A 16,452-nucleotide genomic window follows, 5' to 3' on the forward strand; every position below is an offset into this window, starting at 1 on the left:
GGCACTATGGATATCAAAGCAATCTTCATGGGGCTGGCCTTTGCCGCAATGTGGTCTTCGGCGTTCACGTCGGCGCGGGTCATCGTAGAATACGCGCCACCGCTGACGGCATTGGCGCTGCGGTTTCTGATATCGGGGATATTGGGTGTCGTGATCGCATGGGCGCTGGGCCAATCGGCGCGGTTAAGCCGCCGACAATGGCTGGGCGTGCTGGTCTTTGGGGTCTGTCAGAACGCGCTGTATCTGGGTCTGAACTTTGTCGCGATGCAGACGGTTCAGGCGTCGCTGGCCGCGATTATCGCGTCGACGATGCCACTGTTGGTGGCCCTTGCCGGCTGGGTCGTGCTTGGCACCAAAGTACGGCCACTGGGCATTGCCGGGCTGATCGCAGGCGTGATCGGTGTGACGCTGATCATGGGGGCGCGGTTGCAGGGGGGCGTCGATCCGTTTGGTCTGATGCTGCTTGTGATCGGGGTTATCTCGCTTACGGCGGCGACGCTGGCGGTGCTGGGCGCATCATCGGGGGGCAATGTGCTGATGATTGTCGGGCTGCAAATGCTGGTGGGCAGTGCGCTGCTGTGGGGTCCGGCGCTTGCGTTTGAAACATTTGCAGTGACGTGGAACTGGCAGCTGGTGGTCGCGTTCATCTATACCACGCTGGTGCCGGGGTTGGCGGCGACGCTGGTGTGGTTCTTGTTGGTGGGTCGGATCGGGACGGTAAAGGCATCCACCTTTCACTTTCTCAATCCGTTCCTTGGTGTGGCGATTGCGGCTGTTGTTTTGGGGGAAACGATCGGCGTGCTGGATGTGATCGGCGTCGCGATCATCGCAGGCGGCATTTTGGCTGTGCAGCTTTCAAAAACGTAAGGTGGATTGAAATCCACCCTACCCGATGGACCCACGCACGCCGCCTGTCTGGCCACGATCCAGCAACAGATGATCCAAAATCACGCAGGCCATCATCGCCTCGCCCACAGGGACAGCGCGAATGCCGACGCAGGGGTCATGGCGACCTTTGGTAATCACCTCGATCGGGGTGCCGTCCATGCGGATGGATTTGCGCGGCGACAGGATCGACGATGTCGGCTTTACGGCAAAGCGCACCACGATGTCCTGACCGGTGCTGATCCCGCCGAGGATTCCACCCGCGTGGTTGGATGAATACTCCGGCCCATTCGGCCCCATGAAAATCTCGTCCGCGTTATCGCGTCCGGTCAGGGCGGCCGCCGCCATGCCTTCGCCGATTTCAACACCTTTCACGGCGTTGATCGACATCATCGCGGCGGATAGATCGGTGTCTAACTTGGCATAGACGGGGGCGCCGATCCCGGCGGGCACGCCACGCGCGACCACCTCGATGATGGCCCCGACGGAATTGTGGTCATCCTTGCGCAGCCATTGCAGATATTCTTCCCATTCACCTGCAGCCTGCGCGTCGGGGCAAAAAAAGTCGTTCTGGTCGATCTGGTCCCAATCCATCCGGTCACGGTCAATCTGCTTCGTGCCCATCTGGGTCATATAGCCTTTGATCTGCACACCGGGGGCAATCGCGTTGATCGCCTCGCGCGCGACACCACCGGCGGCCACCCGAGATGCCGTTTCACGCGCCGACGACCGGCCGCCGCCACGATAATCGCGGATACCATATTTTTGGTGATAGGTGATATCGGCGTGACCAGGACGGAAAGTATTGGCGATATCGCCATAATCCTTTGACCGCTGGTCGGTATTGCGGATCATCAGTTGAATCGGGGTGCCGGTCGTTTGCCCGTCAAACACGCCCGACAGAATTTCGACTTCATCCGCTTCTTGACGCTGCGTCGTGTTCTTGTTCAGGCCGGGGCGACGTTTATTCAGCCACTGCTGGATCATCGCCACGTCAAGCGGGATACCCGGCGGGCAGCCATCGACGGTGGCCCCCAGGGCGGGTCCGTGGCTTTCGCCCCAGGTGGTGAACCGGAACAGGTGACCGAAGCTGTTGATCGACATGAGTATCCCCTTTGCATGCAGGGTCTAGCCCCCGCGACAATCAGGCTCAAGAGGTTTCCCTTGTCACTGCGCGCAATCCACCCTAGCTAAGATGTACCTCGGGGGGCCTTTATTGGCTGAGATGCGCAAGCGGACCCGTTGAACCTGAACCGGTTAAGACCGGCGGAGGGAAGGTATGGCCATCGCGCTATCCCCCCAATCCGCCCGTCGCATTTGGAGGATAAGATGCATAACCCACTCTTTCTGCCAGCTGTCGCGGGACTTGCCCTTTGTGCCACAGGCGCATTGGCCGAGACCCCGGTGCTGCAAGTACTGACCTATGATAGCTTTACCAGCGAATGGGGACCCGGCCCCGCCGTCGAGGCCGCGTTTGAAGCGGTTTGCGCCTGTGACCTGCAGTTTGTGGGTGCCGGCGACGGTGCCGCGCTGTTGGCGCGCCTGCAACTGGAAGGGCCAAGCACCGACGCGGATATCGTGCTGGGACTTGATACCAATCTGACGCACGCTGCCCGCGCGACCGGCCTGTTTGCACCGCATGATGTGGATGCAACCCTTGATCTGCCCGTCGCGTGGACCGACACCACGTTTCTGCCGTTTGACTGGGGTTACTTTGCCTTTGTCGGGAATGTCGGGGCGGCGGCGCCGACATCATTGCAGGCGCTGGCAGCGAGCGATGTGAAAATCGTTATTCAGGACCCCCGGTCGTCTACCCCCGGTCTGGGCCTGCTGATGTGGGTCAAAGCCGCGTATGGCGATGCTGCGGCATCGGTTTGGGCCGATCTGGCCGACAATATTGTCACCGTCACGCCCGGCTGGTCCGAGGCATATGGCCTGTTCTTGGATGGCGAAGCCGATGCGGTGCTGTCTTATACCACATCGCCCGCCTACCATCTGATCGCCGAAGAAGACGCCAGTAAGGTCGCGTGGGGCTTCGACGAAGGCCACTATATGCAGGTCGAGGTTGCCGGAAAGCTGGCAGGCACCGACCAGCCCGCACTGGCCGATCAGTTCATGGCGTTCATGGTGTCGGACGCGTTCCAAGGCGTGATCCCCACGACCAACTGGATGTATCCGGCGGCCACGCCAAGCGCAGGTCTGCCCGATGGGTTTGACACGCTGCTGACCCCGCAAAAAGCATTGTTGTTTTCACCACAGGATGCGGCGGCCGTCCGCGATGTGGCGGTTGACGAATGGCGCGCGGCGCTTTCGCAGTAACCCCGCGCTGGCCCGGCGCCCTGACTGGGGCGCTGGTGCTTGTGCTGACGCTGGGCACATTGGCCGCTGTGGCACTGCGCGCGCAGTGGGACGGCGGCCTTTCCACAGCGGATTGGGCCGCGATCCGATTCACCGTGTTGCAGGCCGTGGTTTCCGCCGGTCTGAGCGTCCTTCTTGCCATTCCGGTCTCCCGCGCACTGGCGCGGCGGCGTTTTGCCGGGCGGCAGGTACTGATCACGCTTCTCGGCGCGCCGTTCCTGCTGCCGGTGATTGTGGCCGTGCTGGGCCTGCTGTCGGTCTTTGGGCGCGGCGGCATCTTGAATGCGGGCCTTGGCGCGCTGGGGTTCGCGCCGCTGTCGGTCTATGGATTTCACGGCGTTGTTCTGGCCCATGTGTTTTTCAACCTGCCGCTTGCCACGCGCCTGATCTTGCAGGGCTGGCTGGCCATCCCCGCCGAACGGTTCAGGCTGGCGGCCACGCTGAATGCGCCCGTTGGCCGTTTGTTGGAATGGCCGATGCTGCGGGCCGTTGGGCCGGGTGTGTTTCTGGTCGTGTTTCTGATTTGCCTGACCAGCTTTGCTGTGGCGCTGACCTTGGGCGGCGGGCCAAGGGCCACTACGGTCGAGCTGGCGATCTATCAGGCGCTGCGGTTTGATTTTGATCTGGGGCGCGCGGCGCTGCTTGCCTGCGTGCAATTTTCGCTGTGTGCGGGGGCTGCCGTTGTCGTCTGGCGGATAACCGGACAAGACGCGATGGGCGCCGGGTTTGACCGCGTCGTGCAGCGCTGGGACCGGGGCCGGGCGATCGTGGATGGGCTGGCGATTGGGCTGGCTGCCATATTTTTGCTGGTGCCGTTGGGGATGATCGTGCTGCGCGGGCTACCGGGGCTTGGGGATTTGCCGGCAAGTGTCTGGATTGCCGCAGGACGGTCCATTGTGGTCGCCACCATTTCGGCCACGCTGTGTGTCAGTATGGCGCTGTCGTTGGCCCTGTGGGGCGGACGCGCGGTTGCGGTGATCGGCGTACTGCCGTTGGCGGCGTCCGGTTTGGTGGTCGGGACCGGTGCGTTCTTGATCGTTTATCCATTTGTGAACCCGGCCCGGTTGGCGTTGCCGATGACGGCGCTGGTCAATGCCACGTTGGCGCTGCCTTTTGTATTGCGGTCCGTGGCGCCAGCCGTCGCCGGGATACAGACGGATTTTGGACGTTTGGGGGCGGCATTGGGCCTGCGCGGCTGGGCATGGTTGCGCATTGCGGTCTTGCCACGGATCGCACGACCGTTGGGATTTGGCGCGGGTTTGGCCGCCGCGTTATCCATGGGCGATCTGGGCGTGATTGCGCTGTTTGCCGGTGATGCGCAGGAAACGCTGCCGCTGGCCATGTACCGCCTGATGGGCGCCTACCGGATGGAAAGCGCGGCGGCGGCGGGGTTGCTTTTGCTGGCACTCAGCCTGTTGATGTTCTGGATTTGCGACAGAGGGGGGCGGGTCGATGCTGACATGTGATGGGCTGCGACTGGCGCAGGATGATTTTGCGCTGCGCGCTGATCTTCGGTTGCCCAAGGGGCGCGTGACGGCCCTGATTGGTCCATCTGGTGCTGGCAAATCAACTCTCTTGTCCGCGCTTGCGGGGTTTCTGGCCCCCGTTGCTGGTCACATCGCATGGGATGGCGTAGATTTGACGGACCTGTCACCCGGTGCGCGCCCGATCAGTATCTTGTTTCAGGACAATAACCTTTTTCCCCATTTGACGGTTGCCCAGAACGTCGGCCTTGCGTTGCGGCCCACATTGCGCCTGTCCAACACCGAGAAGGCGCAGGTTGCTGCGGTATTGGATGCCGTCGGTTTGACCGGGCTTGGCGGGCGCAAACCCGGTGCCCTGTCAGGGGGTCAGCAAAGCCGGGCTGCGCTGGCGCGTGTGCTGCTTGGTGATCGGCCCGTGGTTCTTTTGGATGAACCCTTTGCTGCGCTGGGGCCGGGCCTGAAGGCCGAGATGCTGGATCTGGTGCGTCTCAAGCTTGCAGGACCCGAGCGGCTTGTCGTGATGGTGACGCATGATCCAGATGACGCAAAGCGAATCGCGGATGACGTCGTGGTCGTGGCGGATGGGCATGCAGCCGCGCCTGTGGCGACCGCCGCACTGTTTGATCATCCACCGCAGGCACTGGCCGATTATCTGGGCAAGAGGGTGGGTTGAAACCCACCTTACGCCACGCAAAAGGCCCGCCAAACGGGCGGGCCTTTGTGTTATCTTGCAAAGCGGATCAGTGCTTTTTCTTATGGGGCGCCCAGATCCGTTTGTTGGTCAGATACAGCAGCACGGACAAGAGCGTCAGGAAGATGACACCCGTCAGGCCAGCCTGCTTGCGGGCCATCATCTTGGGTTCTGCAGTCCACATCAGGAAGGCTGAAACATCCTGTGAGACATGGTCCAGCTCTGTTGAATGGCCATCGGCATATTCAACGTCGTCGCCATACAGCGGCTGCGGCATGCCGATCCAGCTGCCGGGTACCATGCGGTGACCGTGTTCATCAATGCAGCTTTCGGGAAAGCCCCCCGGCGCGAAGGCCACGTTATAATAGCCGTCCATCGGCTCGCCCTCGAGCGCGCATTCGGGTTCTTCGGCGTAGCCGGCAAGCAGGGACGCGATGTATTCCGCGCCGCCCATGCCGTTCACGAATTGGCTGATCCCCGTACCGGCAGGCCCGTGAAAGCCAGCGCGCGCCTTGGCCATCAGCGACAGGTCAGGCGCGTTGGACAATGCAGAGCCGGGGAATTTATCAGCCGGCGTGGCCGTGCGGAAGTCACCCTCGCCACCAAGCAGGCTTTGGTCGAACACTTCGTAAAATTCAGCGTAGGCACGCATCTGATCTTCGGGCAACGCGGGGCCGCCTTCTTGATGCAGGGTGCGGAATGCGACCAATTCCAGCCCGTGACATGACGCGCAAATCTCGGTGTAGACTTGCAGGCCACGCTGAAGCTGCATCTGGTCGAAGCTGCCGAACGGCCCTTCGAATGAGAATGCAAAATCCTCGATCTCTGTTTCAATTTCGGCCGCCGATACCTGCACAGCGGTCATGGCAAGCACTGCGGCGGCGGTGAATGTGAGTTTGCGGAACATGGCTTTGTCCTTTCTCACTCGGCCGGGGCGGCGGCAGCTTTGCCGTCAGCCGTCGGCGCGTAGTGCGCGTTGAAATCATCTTCGATGGTCGCCGGTGGTGTCAGCGGCTTTTCGATCACACCCAACAGCGGCAGGATCACCAAGAAGTAGCCGAACCAATAGGTTGCCGCGATCAGCGAAATGTACGGGTAAATCCCTGTCGTCGGCATGGCACCAACCCACATCAACACGATGAAATCGACAACCAGCAGCGCAAACCACCACTTGAGCATCGGACGATACCGGGCAGAGCGGACAGAAGACGTGTCCAGCCAAGGCGCCAGCGCCATGACGGCAATCGCGCCGAACATCGCCAATACACCAAAGAATTTGGCGTCGATGATGCCGAAGCTGATGAAGTTCACAAGCTGAACGACCCACACATCTGCGGTAAAGGCCCGCAAGATCGCGTAGAATGGCAGGAAGTACCATTCAGGCACAATGTGCGATGGCGTCGCCAAAGGGTTGGCCGGGATGTAGTTGTCCGGGTGGCCCAGGTAGTTTGGCATAAAGCCGACAACCGCCATGAATATGGCCAGAATAACGGCCAGCGCGAACAGGTCCTTGATCACGAAGTACGGCCAGAACGGCAATGTGTCCTTGGCTGCGTCTTCTTTGGATGTCCGCCGCACTTCGACACCGGTCGGGTTGTTGTTGCCGGTCGTGTGGAACGCCCAGATGTGCACGATCGTCAGGCCAAGCAAGACAAATGGCAGCAGATAATGCAGCGAGAAGAAGCGGTTCAGCGCAGGCTGGCCAACGGCAGAGGCACCCAGCAACCACGTTTGGATCGATTCGCCGATAAACGGAATGGCGCCGAACAGGCCGGTAATCACGGCCGTGCCGTGGAACGACATCTGGCCCCAAGGCAGCACGTAACCCATAAAGGCGGTGCCCATCATCATCAGATACATCAGCATGCCGATGATCCACGTCACTTCGCGCGGGGCTTTGTAGGACCCATAGTAAAGCGAACGGAACATGTGCGCATAGACCGCCACAAAGAACAGTGACGCACCATTCGTATGGAAATAACGGATCATATGGCCACCGTTCACGTCGCGCATGATGTGTTCGACCGAATTGAACGCCATGTCGACATGCGGTGTGTAGTGCATGACCAGCACAACGCCGGTGGCAATCTGCAACACCAGCGTGAATGTCAGAACGATACCCCAGATCCACATCCAGTTCAGGTTCTTTGGCGTGGGTAGCATCAGCGTGTCATAAAGCAAACCAACGATGGGCAAACGTGCGTTCAGCCACTTTTCACCGTTTGATTTGGGTTCGTAATGGTCGTGGGGGATACCAGCCATGGCGCTCTCTCCTTAACCGAGTTGAATTGTTGTTTCGTCCACGAAGGACGCAACAGGAATAGGAAGATTGCGCGGCGCGGGCCCTTTGCGGATCCGGCCAGCGGTGTCGTAGTGCGACCCGTGGCAGGGGCAGAACCAGCCGCCGAAATCGCCCTGTTCACCCAGAGGCACGCAACCAAGGTGCGTACAGACACCCATCTGAACCAACCACGTGCCGTCTTCCGACAAGGACCGGTTTTCATCGGTGGCGGCAGCTTCACCGACCAGATTTGCGTTTTCCGCCATCGGATCGGGAAGCGTTTCGACATCAACGGCGCGCGCTGCCGCGATTTCTTCTTCGGTACGCGAGCGGATGAAAACGGGCTTGCCCTGCCACAGCACGGTAAGCTGGGTTCCGGGTTCAACCGCACTGATATCGACGCGAATTGACGAAAGCGCCAGAACGTCAGCGGATGGGTTCATTTGGTTAACCAAGGGCCAGACAGCCGCGCCCGTTACGACAGCGCCGGCACCGGCGGTTGCGTAATAAAGAAAGTCGCGGCGTGTGCCCTGGTGATCGTCTGCATGTGACACGGGGTGCATCTCCGAAATTTTGTGGGCCTTTGCCCGCACGAACAATGAGACCGATGTTGCCACCCGTCTATCCGGGCGGTGTTTAGCCATCAAATGCTGAGACGTCCAGCGGACATTCGGGCGCAGGGGGTTATTGACGGTGCTGATCGCAGAAAACAACGAAGACATCGTGAACGCCGCAGGGGCGCAACAGGGCCATGCGGCAGGCGATTCGTCGGTGGATTTGGCAAAATCACGGGCAAGGACAAAATCAATTCTTTGTCATGGCCCGCCAAATTCGGCCCAAAGACCGGTCACACAAGCGATGTTTGTGACAGCGGTGACACAGAAAGGTGCGATTGATTGAACTTCACGTTGTGTTTTATTGTTATGTTAGCGTCGGTGTTTTATCAAAAAGGCCTGACCACTCAGAACTCGGGACAATTTCTGATGATACGCGCTGCCGCCGTTTGCACGATGCTTGTTGCTGTACCTACTTTTGCCACGGCGGAAGTAGAGCTTAGCTTTTATGGGGGCATTCAGTCGGCGGCGTCGTCGGACGTGGCGATTCGCGGTGACAGCGAGATCTCCGATGATAATTTTTCGATGGACTGGGAAGGCCGGTCGTTCGATGCGCCGCCATATTATGGCATCCGGGCCACGAATTGGCGCACCGAAAGCTTTGGCTACGGGATCGATTTTTCACACAACAAGATTTACCCCAAGGATGGCGAGCTGCCTGTGGGTTACGATGTGCTGGAATTCACCGATGGCCTGAACACGTTGACCATCAACGCCTACCGCCGCTGGGATGGGGCGTTTGGGGAAATGACACCCTATGTGGGTGGCGGGCTGGGCATTGCGATACCGCATGTCGAGGTGACCAATGGCACATCTGAAACGTTCGGCTATCAACTGACCGGGCCAGCGGCGACGTGGATCGCGGGCGCGACATATCCGATCAATGATCGGTGGTCCGTTTTTGGCGAATATAAAGGCACTTACTCTGCCAATACCGCAGATCTTGACACCGGCGGCACGCTTGAAACCGACGTTTTCACCAATGCCGTCAATCTGGGCGTCAGCTTTAATTTCTGAAAACTAGGTGGCCGTCGCGACCATGCTGTCGCGCAGCACCCATGCAGCGTGCCAGGCTGCCAGATCCGCGTTGCCTGCGCGCCAGTTGCGCAGGTCATGCCGCAGATCAAGGTAAGACAGCGCGCAGCCGACGGAAATTTGCCCTATGTTCACCGGTCCGGCCAGATGGCCCATCCAGCGGTCATTGATCGCGGCGACCGCGCGGCTGGCCTTGGCCCATTGTGCTTCGGTCCATGCGGCGGATTGCTGGGCCTCGGGGCGAAAGCGAAGTTCGTAGGTCATCAGCACGGCGGCTTCCATGATGCCATCTGCCGTGGCTTCCAGCGTCAGAACATCCCAGATTTGACCTTCCGGGTAGAGCGCGGCACCGGCGACCTCGTTCAGGAACCGGGTGATCACCCGGCTGTCGTAAAGTGCGGGGCCATCATCGCGCATCAAAGCGGGTATCTTGCCGATGGGGTTCACCGCCAGAACGGTTGGATCGGACGCAAGGGGCGTCGTGGTCACGTTCACCTCTTCGACCTGGTCCAAAAGGCCGGTTTCACGCAGCAACACGCGTACTTTGCGCACAAAGGGTGATGCGGGAGAGATAAGCAGTCTCATGGCCGGGGTCCTTATGGGGTCGTTTGCGGAAACAAGACCCGATCTTGGTCGGCGTGCCAAGGTGCATATTTCACCATGACCGCCGCGAACGGGTCGGACGCCAAAAAGGCATCGAGCCAGCGGGTCAGGGGCGACATCTGTTGGGCATTAAACCACGCCCTGTCGATATTCGCAAACTGCCGCACAAAGGGCAAGATCGCCATATCGGCAAGGCTACGGGTTGGTCCCATCAGAAACGGGGCACCTGTCAGACGATCATCGAGGTGTTGCAGGAATTCCATCGCCTTTGCGCGCTCTGCCGCGACGTCCAGATGGGGATAGCGGACAGCATATTTCGTGTGATCCAGCGCCCGCTTGAACGGACCGTCACAGCTGTCAATCAGCGCGTGCCCTTCGGGCGCCATATCAAGCCAGCCTTCGGGGTCGCATTGGCGCAAGGCCCAAAGCATGATGTCCCGGCTTTCGGCGATGATCCGGTCGCCGCTGTGCAAGACGGGCACGGTGCCTTTGGGTGATGTGGCAAGAAACATGTCCGGTTTGTCGCGCAACAGGATTTCGCGCAGTTCCACGGCCAGGCCGCTGGCACGGATGGCCAGCCGCGCGCGCATCGCGTAGGGGCAGCGCCTGAAGGACCACAAGATCGGAAGAGTTGGCATGGGTTTGGATGCCTCCGGCGGGGATATTTAAGCTCGGAAGAACTTTACGCGGTGAGCGTCTGATCTGCAAAGCCTGTGATCCGAGCCCGGACAATCTGGCTTTCGGGCTGATCGCTGGCAAAGGTGACTTCGGTGAATTGCTCGGTTCGGCCCATGCGCGGGTTTTCCATCAGGATATCGTGCGTCTTGCCGATTTGCGCCTTGAGGTGCGCGGTGACCTGAGCCTGACCGGCGGCACGCAGCTGTGCCGCGCGGGATTTGATCAGTTTGCCATGCACCGGCGGCATCCGGGACGCGGGCGTTCCGGGCCGGGGCGAGTACGGAAAGACGTGCAGCCAGGTCAGGTTGCAATCACGCACAAGGGCCAGCGAATTGGCGAACATCGCGTCGGTTTCGGTTGGGAACCCGGCGATGATGTCGGCCCCGAAAGTCATGTCGGGCCGTAGTTTGCTGGCTTCTTGGGTAAAGCGGATTGCGTCGTCGCGCAGGTGCCGCCGTTTCATCCGCTTCAGGATCATATCGTCGCCATGTTGCAGCGACAGGTGGAGGTGGGGCATCAAGCGGGGCTCGGTCGCGATGGCGGCGAGCAGGTTTTCGTCGACCTCGATACTATCAATTGAGCTGATCCGCAGGCGCGGCAGATCGGGCACCAGTTTCAGGATGCGCATCACCAGATCGCCCAGCTTGGGTGCGCCGGGCAGATCAGCGCCCCAACTGGTCAGGTCGACGCCTGTCAGCACCACCTCGTTATAGCCGGTATCGACAAGCCGCTTGATCTGGTCGACGACAACGCCTGCGGGGACCGAGCGGGAATTGCCACGCCCAAACGGGATAATGCAGAAGGTACACCGATGGTCGCAACCGTTCTGGACCTGAACATAGGCGCGGCTGCGGGTGCCAAACCCGTCGATCAGGTGCCCGGCGGTTTCGGTGACGGACATGATGTCATCGACCTGCACAGGTTCGGTCTTGCCGATCAGGTCAGGGGCCATGCCCGCCCATGTGGCCCGGTTCATCTTTTCGGTATTGCCAAGCACCACGTCAACCTCGGCCATGTTGGCGAAGGTATCAGGTTCGGTCTGGGCGGCACAACCGGTGACGATCAGCGTTGCAGTGGGGTTGTCGCGGCGCAGTTTGCGGATGTCTTGGCGGGCCTTGCGCACTGCTTCGGCGGTGACGGCGCAGGTATTCACTATCACCGCGTTTTCGACGCCCGACGCGGTGGCAAGTTCCTTCATCGCCTCGGTTTCATAGGCGTTCAGGCGGCAGCCGTGATTTGAGAATATCGGCGATTTGCGATCCATTACAGCCGCCACTGCCCGTCGAATACATGCGCTGTCGGGCCCGTCATCCAGACACCGTCGTCGCGCCACGCGATTTGCAGCGTTCCGCCGTCCAGTTCAACCGTCACATCGCGGCCCGTCAGGCCACGCCGCGCGGCCGCCACCGCTGTGGCGCAGGACGACGACCCCGAGGCGAGGGTGACGCCGACCCCCCGCTCCCAGACCCGCATCCGCAGATGGTCCGGCCCGATCAGGCTGGCGAATTGTACGTTGGTGCGCTGTGGGTAAAGCGGATGATGTTCCATCGCGGCGCCACGTGCGGCCAGATCGACGGTTGTGGCGTCATCCACAAAGAATGTGCAATGGGGGTTGCCCATGCCAGTGGCCGTCGGTGCGCCCGCAATCGGCAGGTGCAGCGTGTCCATTTCGTGCGATAGCGGTACTTCGTCCCACCGCAGCTGCGGTTGGCCCATGTTGACAGCCGTCAGGCGATTGCCCGCATCCTGCGCGTATAGGGTCCCGCGATCGGTGGTGATCGTCAGCGCCGTTTTCCCGGTTTCATCCATAACATACCGTGCAATGCAGCGGGTCGCGTTGCCGCACGCCGCCGAGAGAGAGCCATCGCTGTTCCAGAAGGTCAGATGCACATCGGCGTCAGTTGCGTCGGACATCACGGCAAGCTGGTCAAAGCCGACACCCCTATGCCGATCCGCGATGGCGACCGCCACAGCAGATTCGACGCGCGGCATCACACCTCGTTCGTCAACGACAACAAAGTCATTGCCCAGCCCGTGCATCTTCATGAACGGCAGAATTCTGTGTTTTTGTGCATCCATAGCGGCGATATAGACAATGCATTGCGACTTATCCAGTGATGACCGCATTTGGGGGTTGACCCTATGCTCGTGTCTTTCTAAGTAGCCCATCACGTGGGCCGGTAGCTCAGTTGGTAGAGCAACTGACTTTTAATCAGTAGGTCTCGGGTTCGGATCCCGACCGGCTCACCACTTTTACGTTTTATATCAAGATATGCAGCGCTTTGTGGTGGTGCAAAATTGCGTAGCATGGATTGCGTGAAGCTCTGTGAGGACGCTTCCGGGGTAGCTGCTTTGCAATGCGTAGCCGATTCAGGTGCATCGGGATGCCCCATGCGAAAAATCCAGAGTCTCTCTCGTGGGTCGCGTGCCGGGCTTGAAATACAAACAAAGGCCGTTGATCCATGCTCAGACGCCCAGTTTTTGCGGATGTAGTCGGATCGCGTGTATTGAGGCGGCGCGCGTCATTGCAGGCATCACGGGAATCGCCGAGATGGCAGCGGCGTTGATCGTGACTGCCCCATACGAAAGGCGTGGCCATATCTGCAACACTATTGTTTAGCCAAAATGAGTCAATTGGTGGGATTGAAACAATAGGTCGTCATTATGAATGCGAATTGCGCCAAACGCCGTGTCGAAATCAAGGCAATAAACTGACCGGCCAAAAACCGGGGAAGCCTGATAATAGCGAGCCCATACATCAGCCGCGAACAGCCAATCAGGTTAGACTTTCTTACCAATTGAGCCATTTTCAATATCAGCCCCGTAAAAATCGTCACGGGATCCGAGATGACCTTGAAAATAAGGGGTTGTATTACACGAAAACGTTGTTTCAATGGTAAAATAAATCTTGTCCGAGCGCAATGCGCGATTTAAGGTCTATCAAATCAAGGTTATCGAAGAACGAAAAAACGGGGTGGCAGACAGTTTGCGTGAACCCCGAATGTAACAGGTAGCAACCCTCCTTTAAAATTGTTGAAATGATATCGCAATATCACAATCCAAAGGAGAGTTTGACAGTATTGGGACGACTAATTATGATTACGAGAACGTTGGGCTTTCGCGCGGGACTACTTGCACTTTCCCTGGGCATGACGCTGGCAGCCCCATCTTTTGCAGAAGAGGTGACCTTGCGAAGCCTTGATGGCTCAAACACCCTCAAGGGTGATTTCGTTTCTTATGATGGCGCAACCTACACCATCCGCACATTGGTCGGCGAATTCCAGGTTGACGGATTTCAGGTGACCTGTTCAGGCGCTGCCTGCCCGACGATCGACGTCGCATCAGAGGCATTCACAATCGCCGGTTCGTCCAAGCTGGTCGGCAGGGTGTTCTCGGACCTGATATTTGAATTCAGCTCTGACATTGGCGGCGGTGCCGCGACTTTGGCGGGTGATGCACGCCGCCCCACAATCCAGATTCAGGATGAGGCCGAGCGCGATCTGGCCCAGATCACCCTTGATCCCGTCGGGTCGAAACTGGGGATTGCCAGTGTCGTTGCGGGCGATGCGAAACTTGCGGTCGCGACGCGGTCTGTCACCGCCGACGAAGTGGCGCTTTTTGCTGGCGCGGGCCTTGGCGATCCAACATCCGCCTTGCAGGAAAAAATCTTTGCGTTGGACGGTCTGGTCGCGATTACATCACAGACAAACCCCATACGCGCAATTTCCGAAGAAAACCTGGCTAGTATCTTTGCCGGCAAGATCACAAACTGGAGTGAGATCGGCGGGCCGTCGGCGGCAATCAACCTGTATTTCCGCACACCGGACAGCGGCACCGCCGCCGTTTTCAATGATCTTGTGATGGTGCCTGCCGGGGCTGCATTGTCATCCGGCGCGCGGTTCGTTGAAACAGACGCTGCGGTCGCCTCTGCTGTTGCAGCGGACCCTCTTGGCATTGGGATCACCGGGCTGGCAGACGCGGGTGCCGCCAAGGTTCTGGCGATCCGTGGCGTTTGCGGCATTCAGGTTCCCGCAACACCGTTCACAATCAAGACCGAAGAATACCCGCTCAGCCGCCGGATTTATGCCTATAACGGCAACAATGACGTGCCTGCGCAATTGGGCCGCTTCATCAAGTTTCTTGACACGGCCAAAGCACAAGACGTCGTGTCGAACGCTGGCTTCGTTGATCTGGGCATTTCGTATCAGAACAATAACGAACAGGGGCTGCGGTTCATTTCGTCCGTGATGCCAACCGACGTCGAAGTAGACTTGGCGCAACTTCAACAGATGTCCGAAGCGCTGATTGCATCGGATCGCACATCAATCACGTTCCGCTTTGCATTGGGATCGGCCACCCTTGATGCCCGTGCGCAGGACGATATCGTGCGGCTGGCCAATCTGGTGACGACGGGCGACATCAAGAACAAAGAGATGCTGTTGATCGGCTTCACTGATTCCGTCGGTGCCGGCGCCTCCAATATCGGGTTGAGCCAGCAGCGCGCTGACGAAGTCCGTCAGGCGTTGGTTGCCGCCGCACCAGCAAGCAGCCTCGATGGCGTGCCGATCCGCGCATTGGGCTTCGGAGAAATCTCTCCTTTGAGCTGTAACGAGACCGCCAATGGCCGTCGCATCAACCGGCGCGTCGAAGTCTGGTTCCGCGATATTGTCACTGTTTCACCATAATCTTACGCCGACATTCGGATTAAATTGAAATGAAGAACGCGGAGATATTTCTTAAAATGAAAATGAAAACAACAGTGGCAGCTGCTTGCCTTGCGCTTGCAAGTCCAGCCAACAGCCAGGATGCTGCCATGTCCGACGCCATCAACCTTTGGCTGACGGGCAACGACGAAACAAGTCTCCAAACACTGGCACAAGACGCTGTCAACGGTGACACCTCGGCACAGTTGGTTCTGGGTCAGGTTGACCGCGACACGTTGCCGGGGGGATTTTCCGACTATCTTCTTAGCATGACGCGGGCCGAGCGGGCCGAGTTATTGCGTGCAAAAAACCCTGACGGAACGACGGACAATTGGCTTCTGGTCATGTCCGACCCCGATCTGGCGGCACTGGGCGAGGCATTATTCTGGTACAAAGCGAACCTGGACCCGATCGACAGCGCGTTAAACCTGCAAATGCAGTCCGAAACGGCGATGGCGGAATTCATGCTGTGGCACACGATCAACATCGGCCACTTTGACCTTGTTCAGTCGATGCCTTCGGAAGATTACGGATTGTCGGACGCGGGTTTTCTGGTGTGGCTCAGGGGTTATTTTTCGGATCCCAACAAGGCAATCAGCATCAGCAAGTTTCTGGCCGACGACCACCCCCAAAAGGTGGCGGGCCTGCTGGCCCTAAAGCGACTGGAGCGTGTGCTTTCGCTGAGCGCGAACTTTTCCGTCGATGTCAATGAATTCGTGACGGTCATGCTTGGGAAAGGCAAACAACTGCCCCCCACGTCGGATTTGATCACGTTGAATTCCAACCTTTCGGAAGTCGCCAGAGTGGACCCACGGATGGCCGTTGTCGACCGCATGTGCGGCGCCTGTCCAGAAAGCGACGTCGACTATCAGTGCATGATCCAGACCTTCGAAATCATCGGTGGCTACGAAACGCTGATGTCGGTCCGCTCACCGGCCGAAACCGCTATTTCGACCGAAACCTACATCACATCGGACCGGGCTGTCACCGCCCTTCAAGATGTGGTCAGAGGCCGCGCGCCGTCCAACCCGGACCTGATCCGGTCGTCGTGCCTGGCGGGTATCATCGCTGGCGCGTTCTAAGACGCCGCGCCACGGCATTGTCTGCGCGAATGTGAAAG

General features: G+C 59.2%; 15 protein-coding genes, 1 tRNA gene and 1 riboswitch. Of the genes, 8 read left to right on the forward strand and 8 right to left on the reverse strand.

Going from position 1 to position 16,452, the window contains the following annotated elements; translation table 11 throughout:
* Window positions 1–6: 6 nt before the first annotated feature.
* Complete coding sequence (locus tag QZ196_RS05370; protein WP_296424684.1) at window positions 7–867, forward strand: DMT family transporter; 861 nt, start codon at window positions 7–9, stop codon at window positions 865–867.
* An 18-nt stretch (window positions 868–885) separates the two neighbouring features.
* Here QZ196_RS05370 and aroC read toward each other — a convergent pair whose 3' ends face one another.
* Window positions 886–1,989, reverse strand: a complete 1,104-nt coding sequence (gene aroC, locus QZ196_RS05375; RefSeq protein ID WP_296424686.1) for a chorismate synthase — start codon at window positions 1,987–1,989, stop codon at window positions 886–888.
* An 89-nt stretch (window positions 1,990–2,078) separates the two neighbouring features.
* A riboswitch (TPP riboswitch) is annotated at window positions 2,079–2,177 on the forward strand.
* A 37-nt stretch (window positions 2,178–2,214) separates the two neighbouring features.
* Between aroC and thiB the strand changes: the two genes are divergently transcribed.
* The 3 genes from thiB to QZ196_RS05390 are packed head-to-tail and all read left to right on the forward strand — an operon-like array spanning window position 2,215 to window position 5,400.
* Window positions 2,215–3,204, forward strand: a complete 990-nt coding sequence (gene thiB / locus QZ196_RS05380; RefSeq protein ID WP_296424688.1) for a thiamine ABC transporter substrate binding subunit — start codon at window positions 2,215–2,217, stop codon at window positions 3,202–3,204.
* Window positions 3,180–4,709 carry a thiamine/thiamine pyrophosphate ABC transporter permease ThiP gene (locus QZ196_RS05385; RefSeq protein ID WP_296424690.1) on the forward strand — a complete coding sequence of 510 codons (1,530 nt, stop codon included), beginning with the start codon at window positions 3,180–3,182 and terminating at the stop codon, window positions 4,707–4,709. The genes thiB and QZ196_RS05385 overlap by 25 nt, the downstream gene beginning before the upstream one ends.
* Complete coding sequence (locus QZ196_RS05390) at window positions 4,696–5,400, forward strand: ATP-binding cassette domain-containing protein (protein WP_296424691.1); 705 nt, start codon at window positions 4,696–4,698, stop codon at window positions 5,398–5,400. The genes QZ196_RS05385 and QZ196_RS05390 overlap by 14 nt, the downstream gene beginning before the upstream one ends.
* Before the next feature lie 67 nt (window positions 5,401–5,467).
* Here the strand turns inward: QZ196_RS05390 and QZ196_RS05395 are convergent, their stop codons facing one another.
* The 3 genes from QZ196_RS05395 to petA are packed head-to-tail and all read right to left on the reverse strand — an operon-like array spanning window position 5,468 to window position 8,253.
* Entirely contained in the window at window positions 5,468–6,325 is an 858-nt protein-coding gene (locus tag QZ196_RS05395) for a cytochrome c1 (protein ID WP_296424693.1), read from the reverse strand.
* A gap of 14 nt (window positions 6,326–6,339) precedes the next feature.
* Complete coding sequence (locus QZ196_RS05400) at window positions 6,340–7,680, reverse strand: cytochrome b N-terminal domain-containing protein (protein ID WP_296424695.1); 1,341 nt, start codon at window positions 7,678–7,680, stop codon at window positions 6,340–6,342.
* A 12-nt stretch (window positions 7,681–7,692) separates the two neighbouring features.
* Entirely contained in the window at window positions 7,693–8,253 is a 561-nt protein-coding gene (gene petA, locus QZ196_RS05405; RefSeq protein ID WP_296424697.1) for a ubiquinol-cytochrome c reductase iron-sulfur subunit, read from the reverse strand.
* Window positions 8,254–8,682: 429 nt separating this feature from the next.
* Here petA and QZ196_RS05410 point away from each other — a divergent pair, with 429 nt between their 5' ends.
* Window positions 8,683–9,330 carry an outer membrane beta-barrel protein gene (locus QZ196_RS05410; RefSeq protein ID WP_296424699.1) on the forward strand — a complete coding sequence of 216 codons (648 nt, stop codon included), beginning with the start codon at window positions 8,683–8,685 and terminating at the stop codon, window positions 9,328–9,330.
* 3 nt (window positions 9,331–9,333) lie between these two features.
* On the opposite strand, the gene QZ196_RS05415 is transcribed toward QZ196_RS05410, so the two are convergent.
* Genes QZ196_RS05415 through dapF form a run of 4 tightly spaced genes read right to left on the reverse strand, consistent with a single transcriptional unit; the run spans window position 9,334 to window position 12,708 of the window.
* Window positions 9,334–9,933 (reverse strand): glutathione S-transferase, encoded by a 600-nt coding sequence (locus QZ196_RS05415; RefSeq protein WP_296424701.1) that lies wholly within the window; start codon window positions 9,931–9,933, stop codon window positions 9,334–9,336.
* Window positions 9,934–9,944: 11 nt separating this feature from the next.
* The gene (locus tag QZ196_RS05420; RefSeq protein WP_296424703.1) at window positions 9,945–10,589 is read right to left on the reverse strand and encodes a glutathione S-transferase; all 645 of its coding nucleotides are present in this window, start codon (window positions 10,587–10,589) and stop codon (window positions 9,945–9,947) included.
* A 44-nt stretch (window positions 10,590–10,633) separates the two neighbouring features.
* The gene (gene mtaB / locus QZ196_RS05425) at window positions 10,634–11,893 is read right to left on the reverse strand and encodes a tRNA (N(6)-L-threonylcarbamoyladenosine(37)-C(2))-methylthiotransferase MtaB (protein ID WP_296424705.1); all 1,260 of its coding nucleotides are present in this window, start codon (window positions 11,891–11,893) and stop codon (window positions 10,634–10,636) included.
* On the reverse strand, window positions 11,893–12,708 hold the full coding sequence (dapF, locus tag QZ196_RS05430) for a diaminopimelate epimerase (RefSeq protein ID WP_296424706.1): 816 nt from the start codon (window positions 12,706–12,708) through the stop codon (window positions 11,893–11,895). The genes mtaB and dapF overlap by 1 nt, the downstream gene beginning before the upstream one ends.
* 95 nt (window positions 12,709–12,803) lie before the next feature.
* On the opposite strand from dapF, the gene QZ196_RS05435 reads away from it, so the two are divergent.
* The 3 genes from QZ196_RS05435 (at window position 12,804) to QZ196_RS05445 (ending at window position 16,414) form a co-directional block, all read left to right on the forward strand.
* Window positions 12,804–12,879, forward strand: a tRNA-Lys gene (locus QZ196_RS05435).
* 899 nt (window positions 12,880–13,778) lie between these two features.
* Entirely contained in the window at window positions 13,779–15,314 is a 1,536-nt protein-coding gene (locus QZ196_RS05440) for a phosphate ABC transporter substrate-binding/OmpA family protein (RefSeq protein ID WP_296424708.1), read from the forward strand.
* A gap of 128 nt (window positions 15,315–15,442) precedes the next feature.
* Window positions 15,443–16,414 carry a hypothetical protein gene (locus QZ196_RS05445; protein ID WP_296424710.1) on the forward strand — a complete coding sequence of 324 codons (972 nt, stop codon included), beginning with the start codon at window positions 15,443–15,445 and terminating at the stop codon, window positions 16,412–16,414.
* Window positions 16,415–16,452 lie beyond the last annotated feature (38 nt).

Source organism: Yoonia sp. (assembly GCF_017854565.1).
Taxonomy (GTDB): domain Bacteria; phylum Pseudomonadota; class Alphaproteobacteria; order Rhodobacterales; family Rhodobacteraceae; genus Yoonia.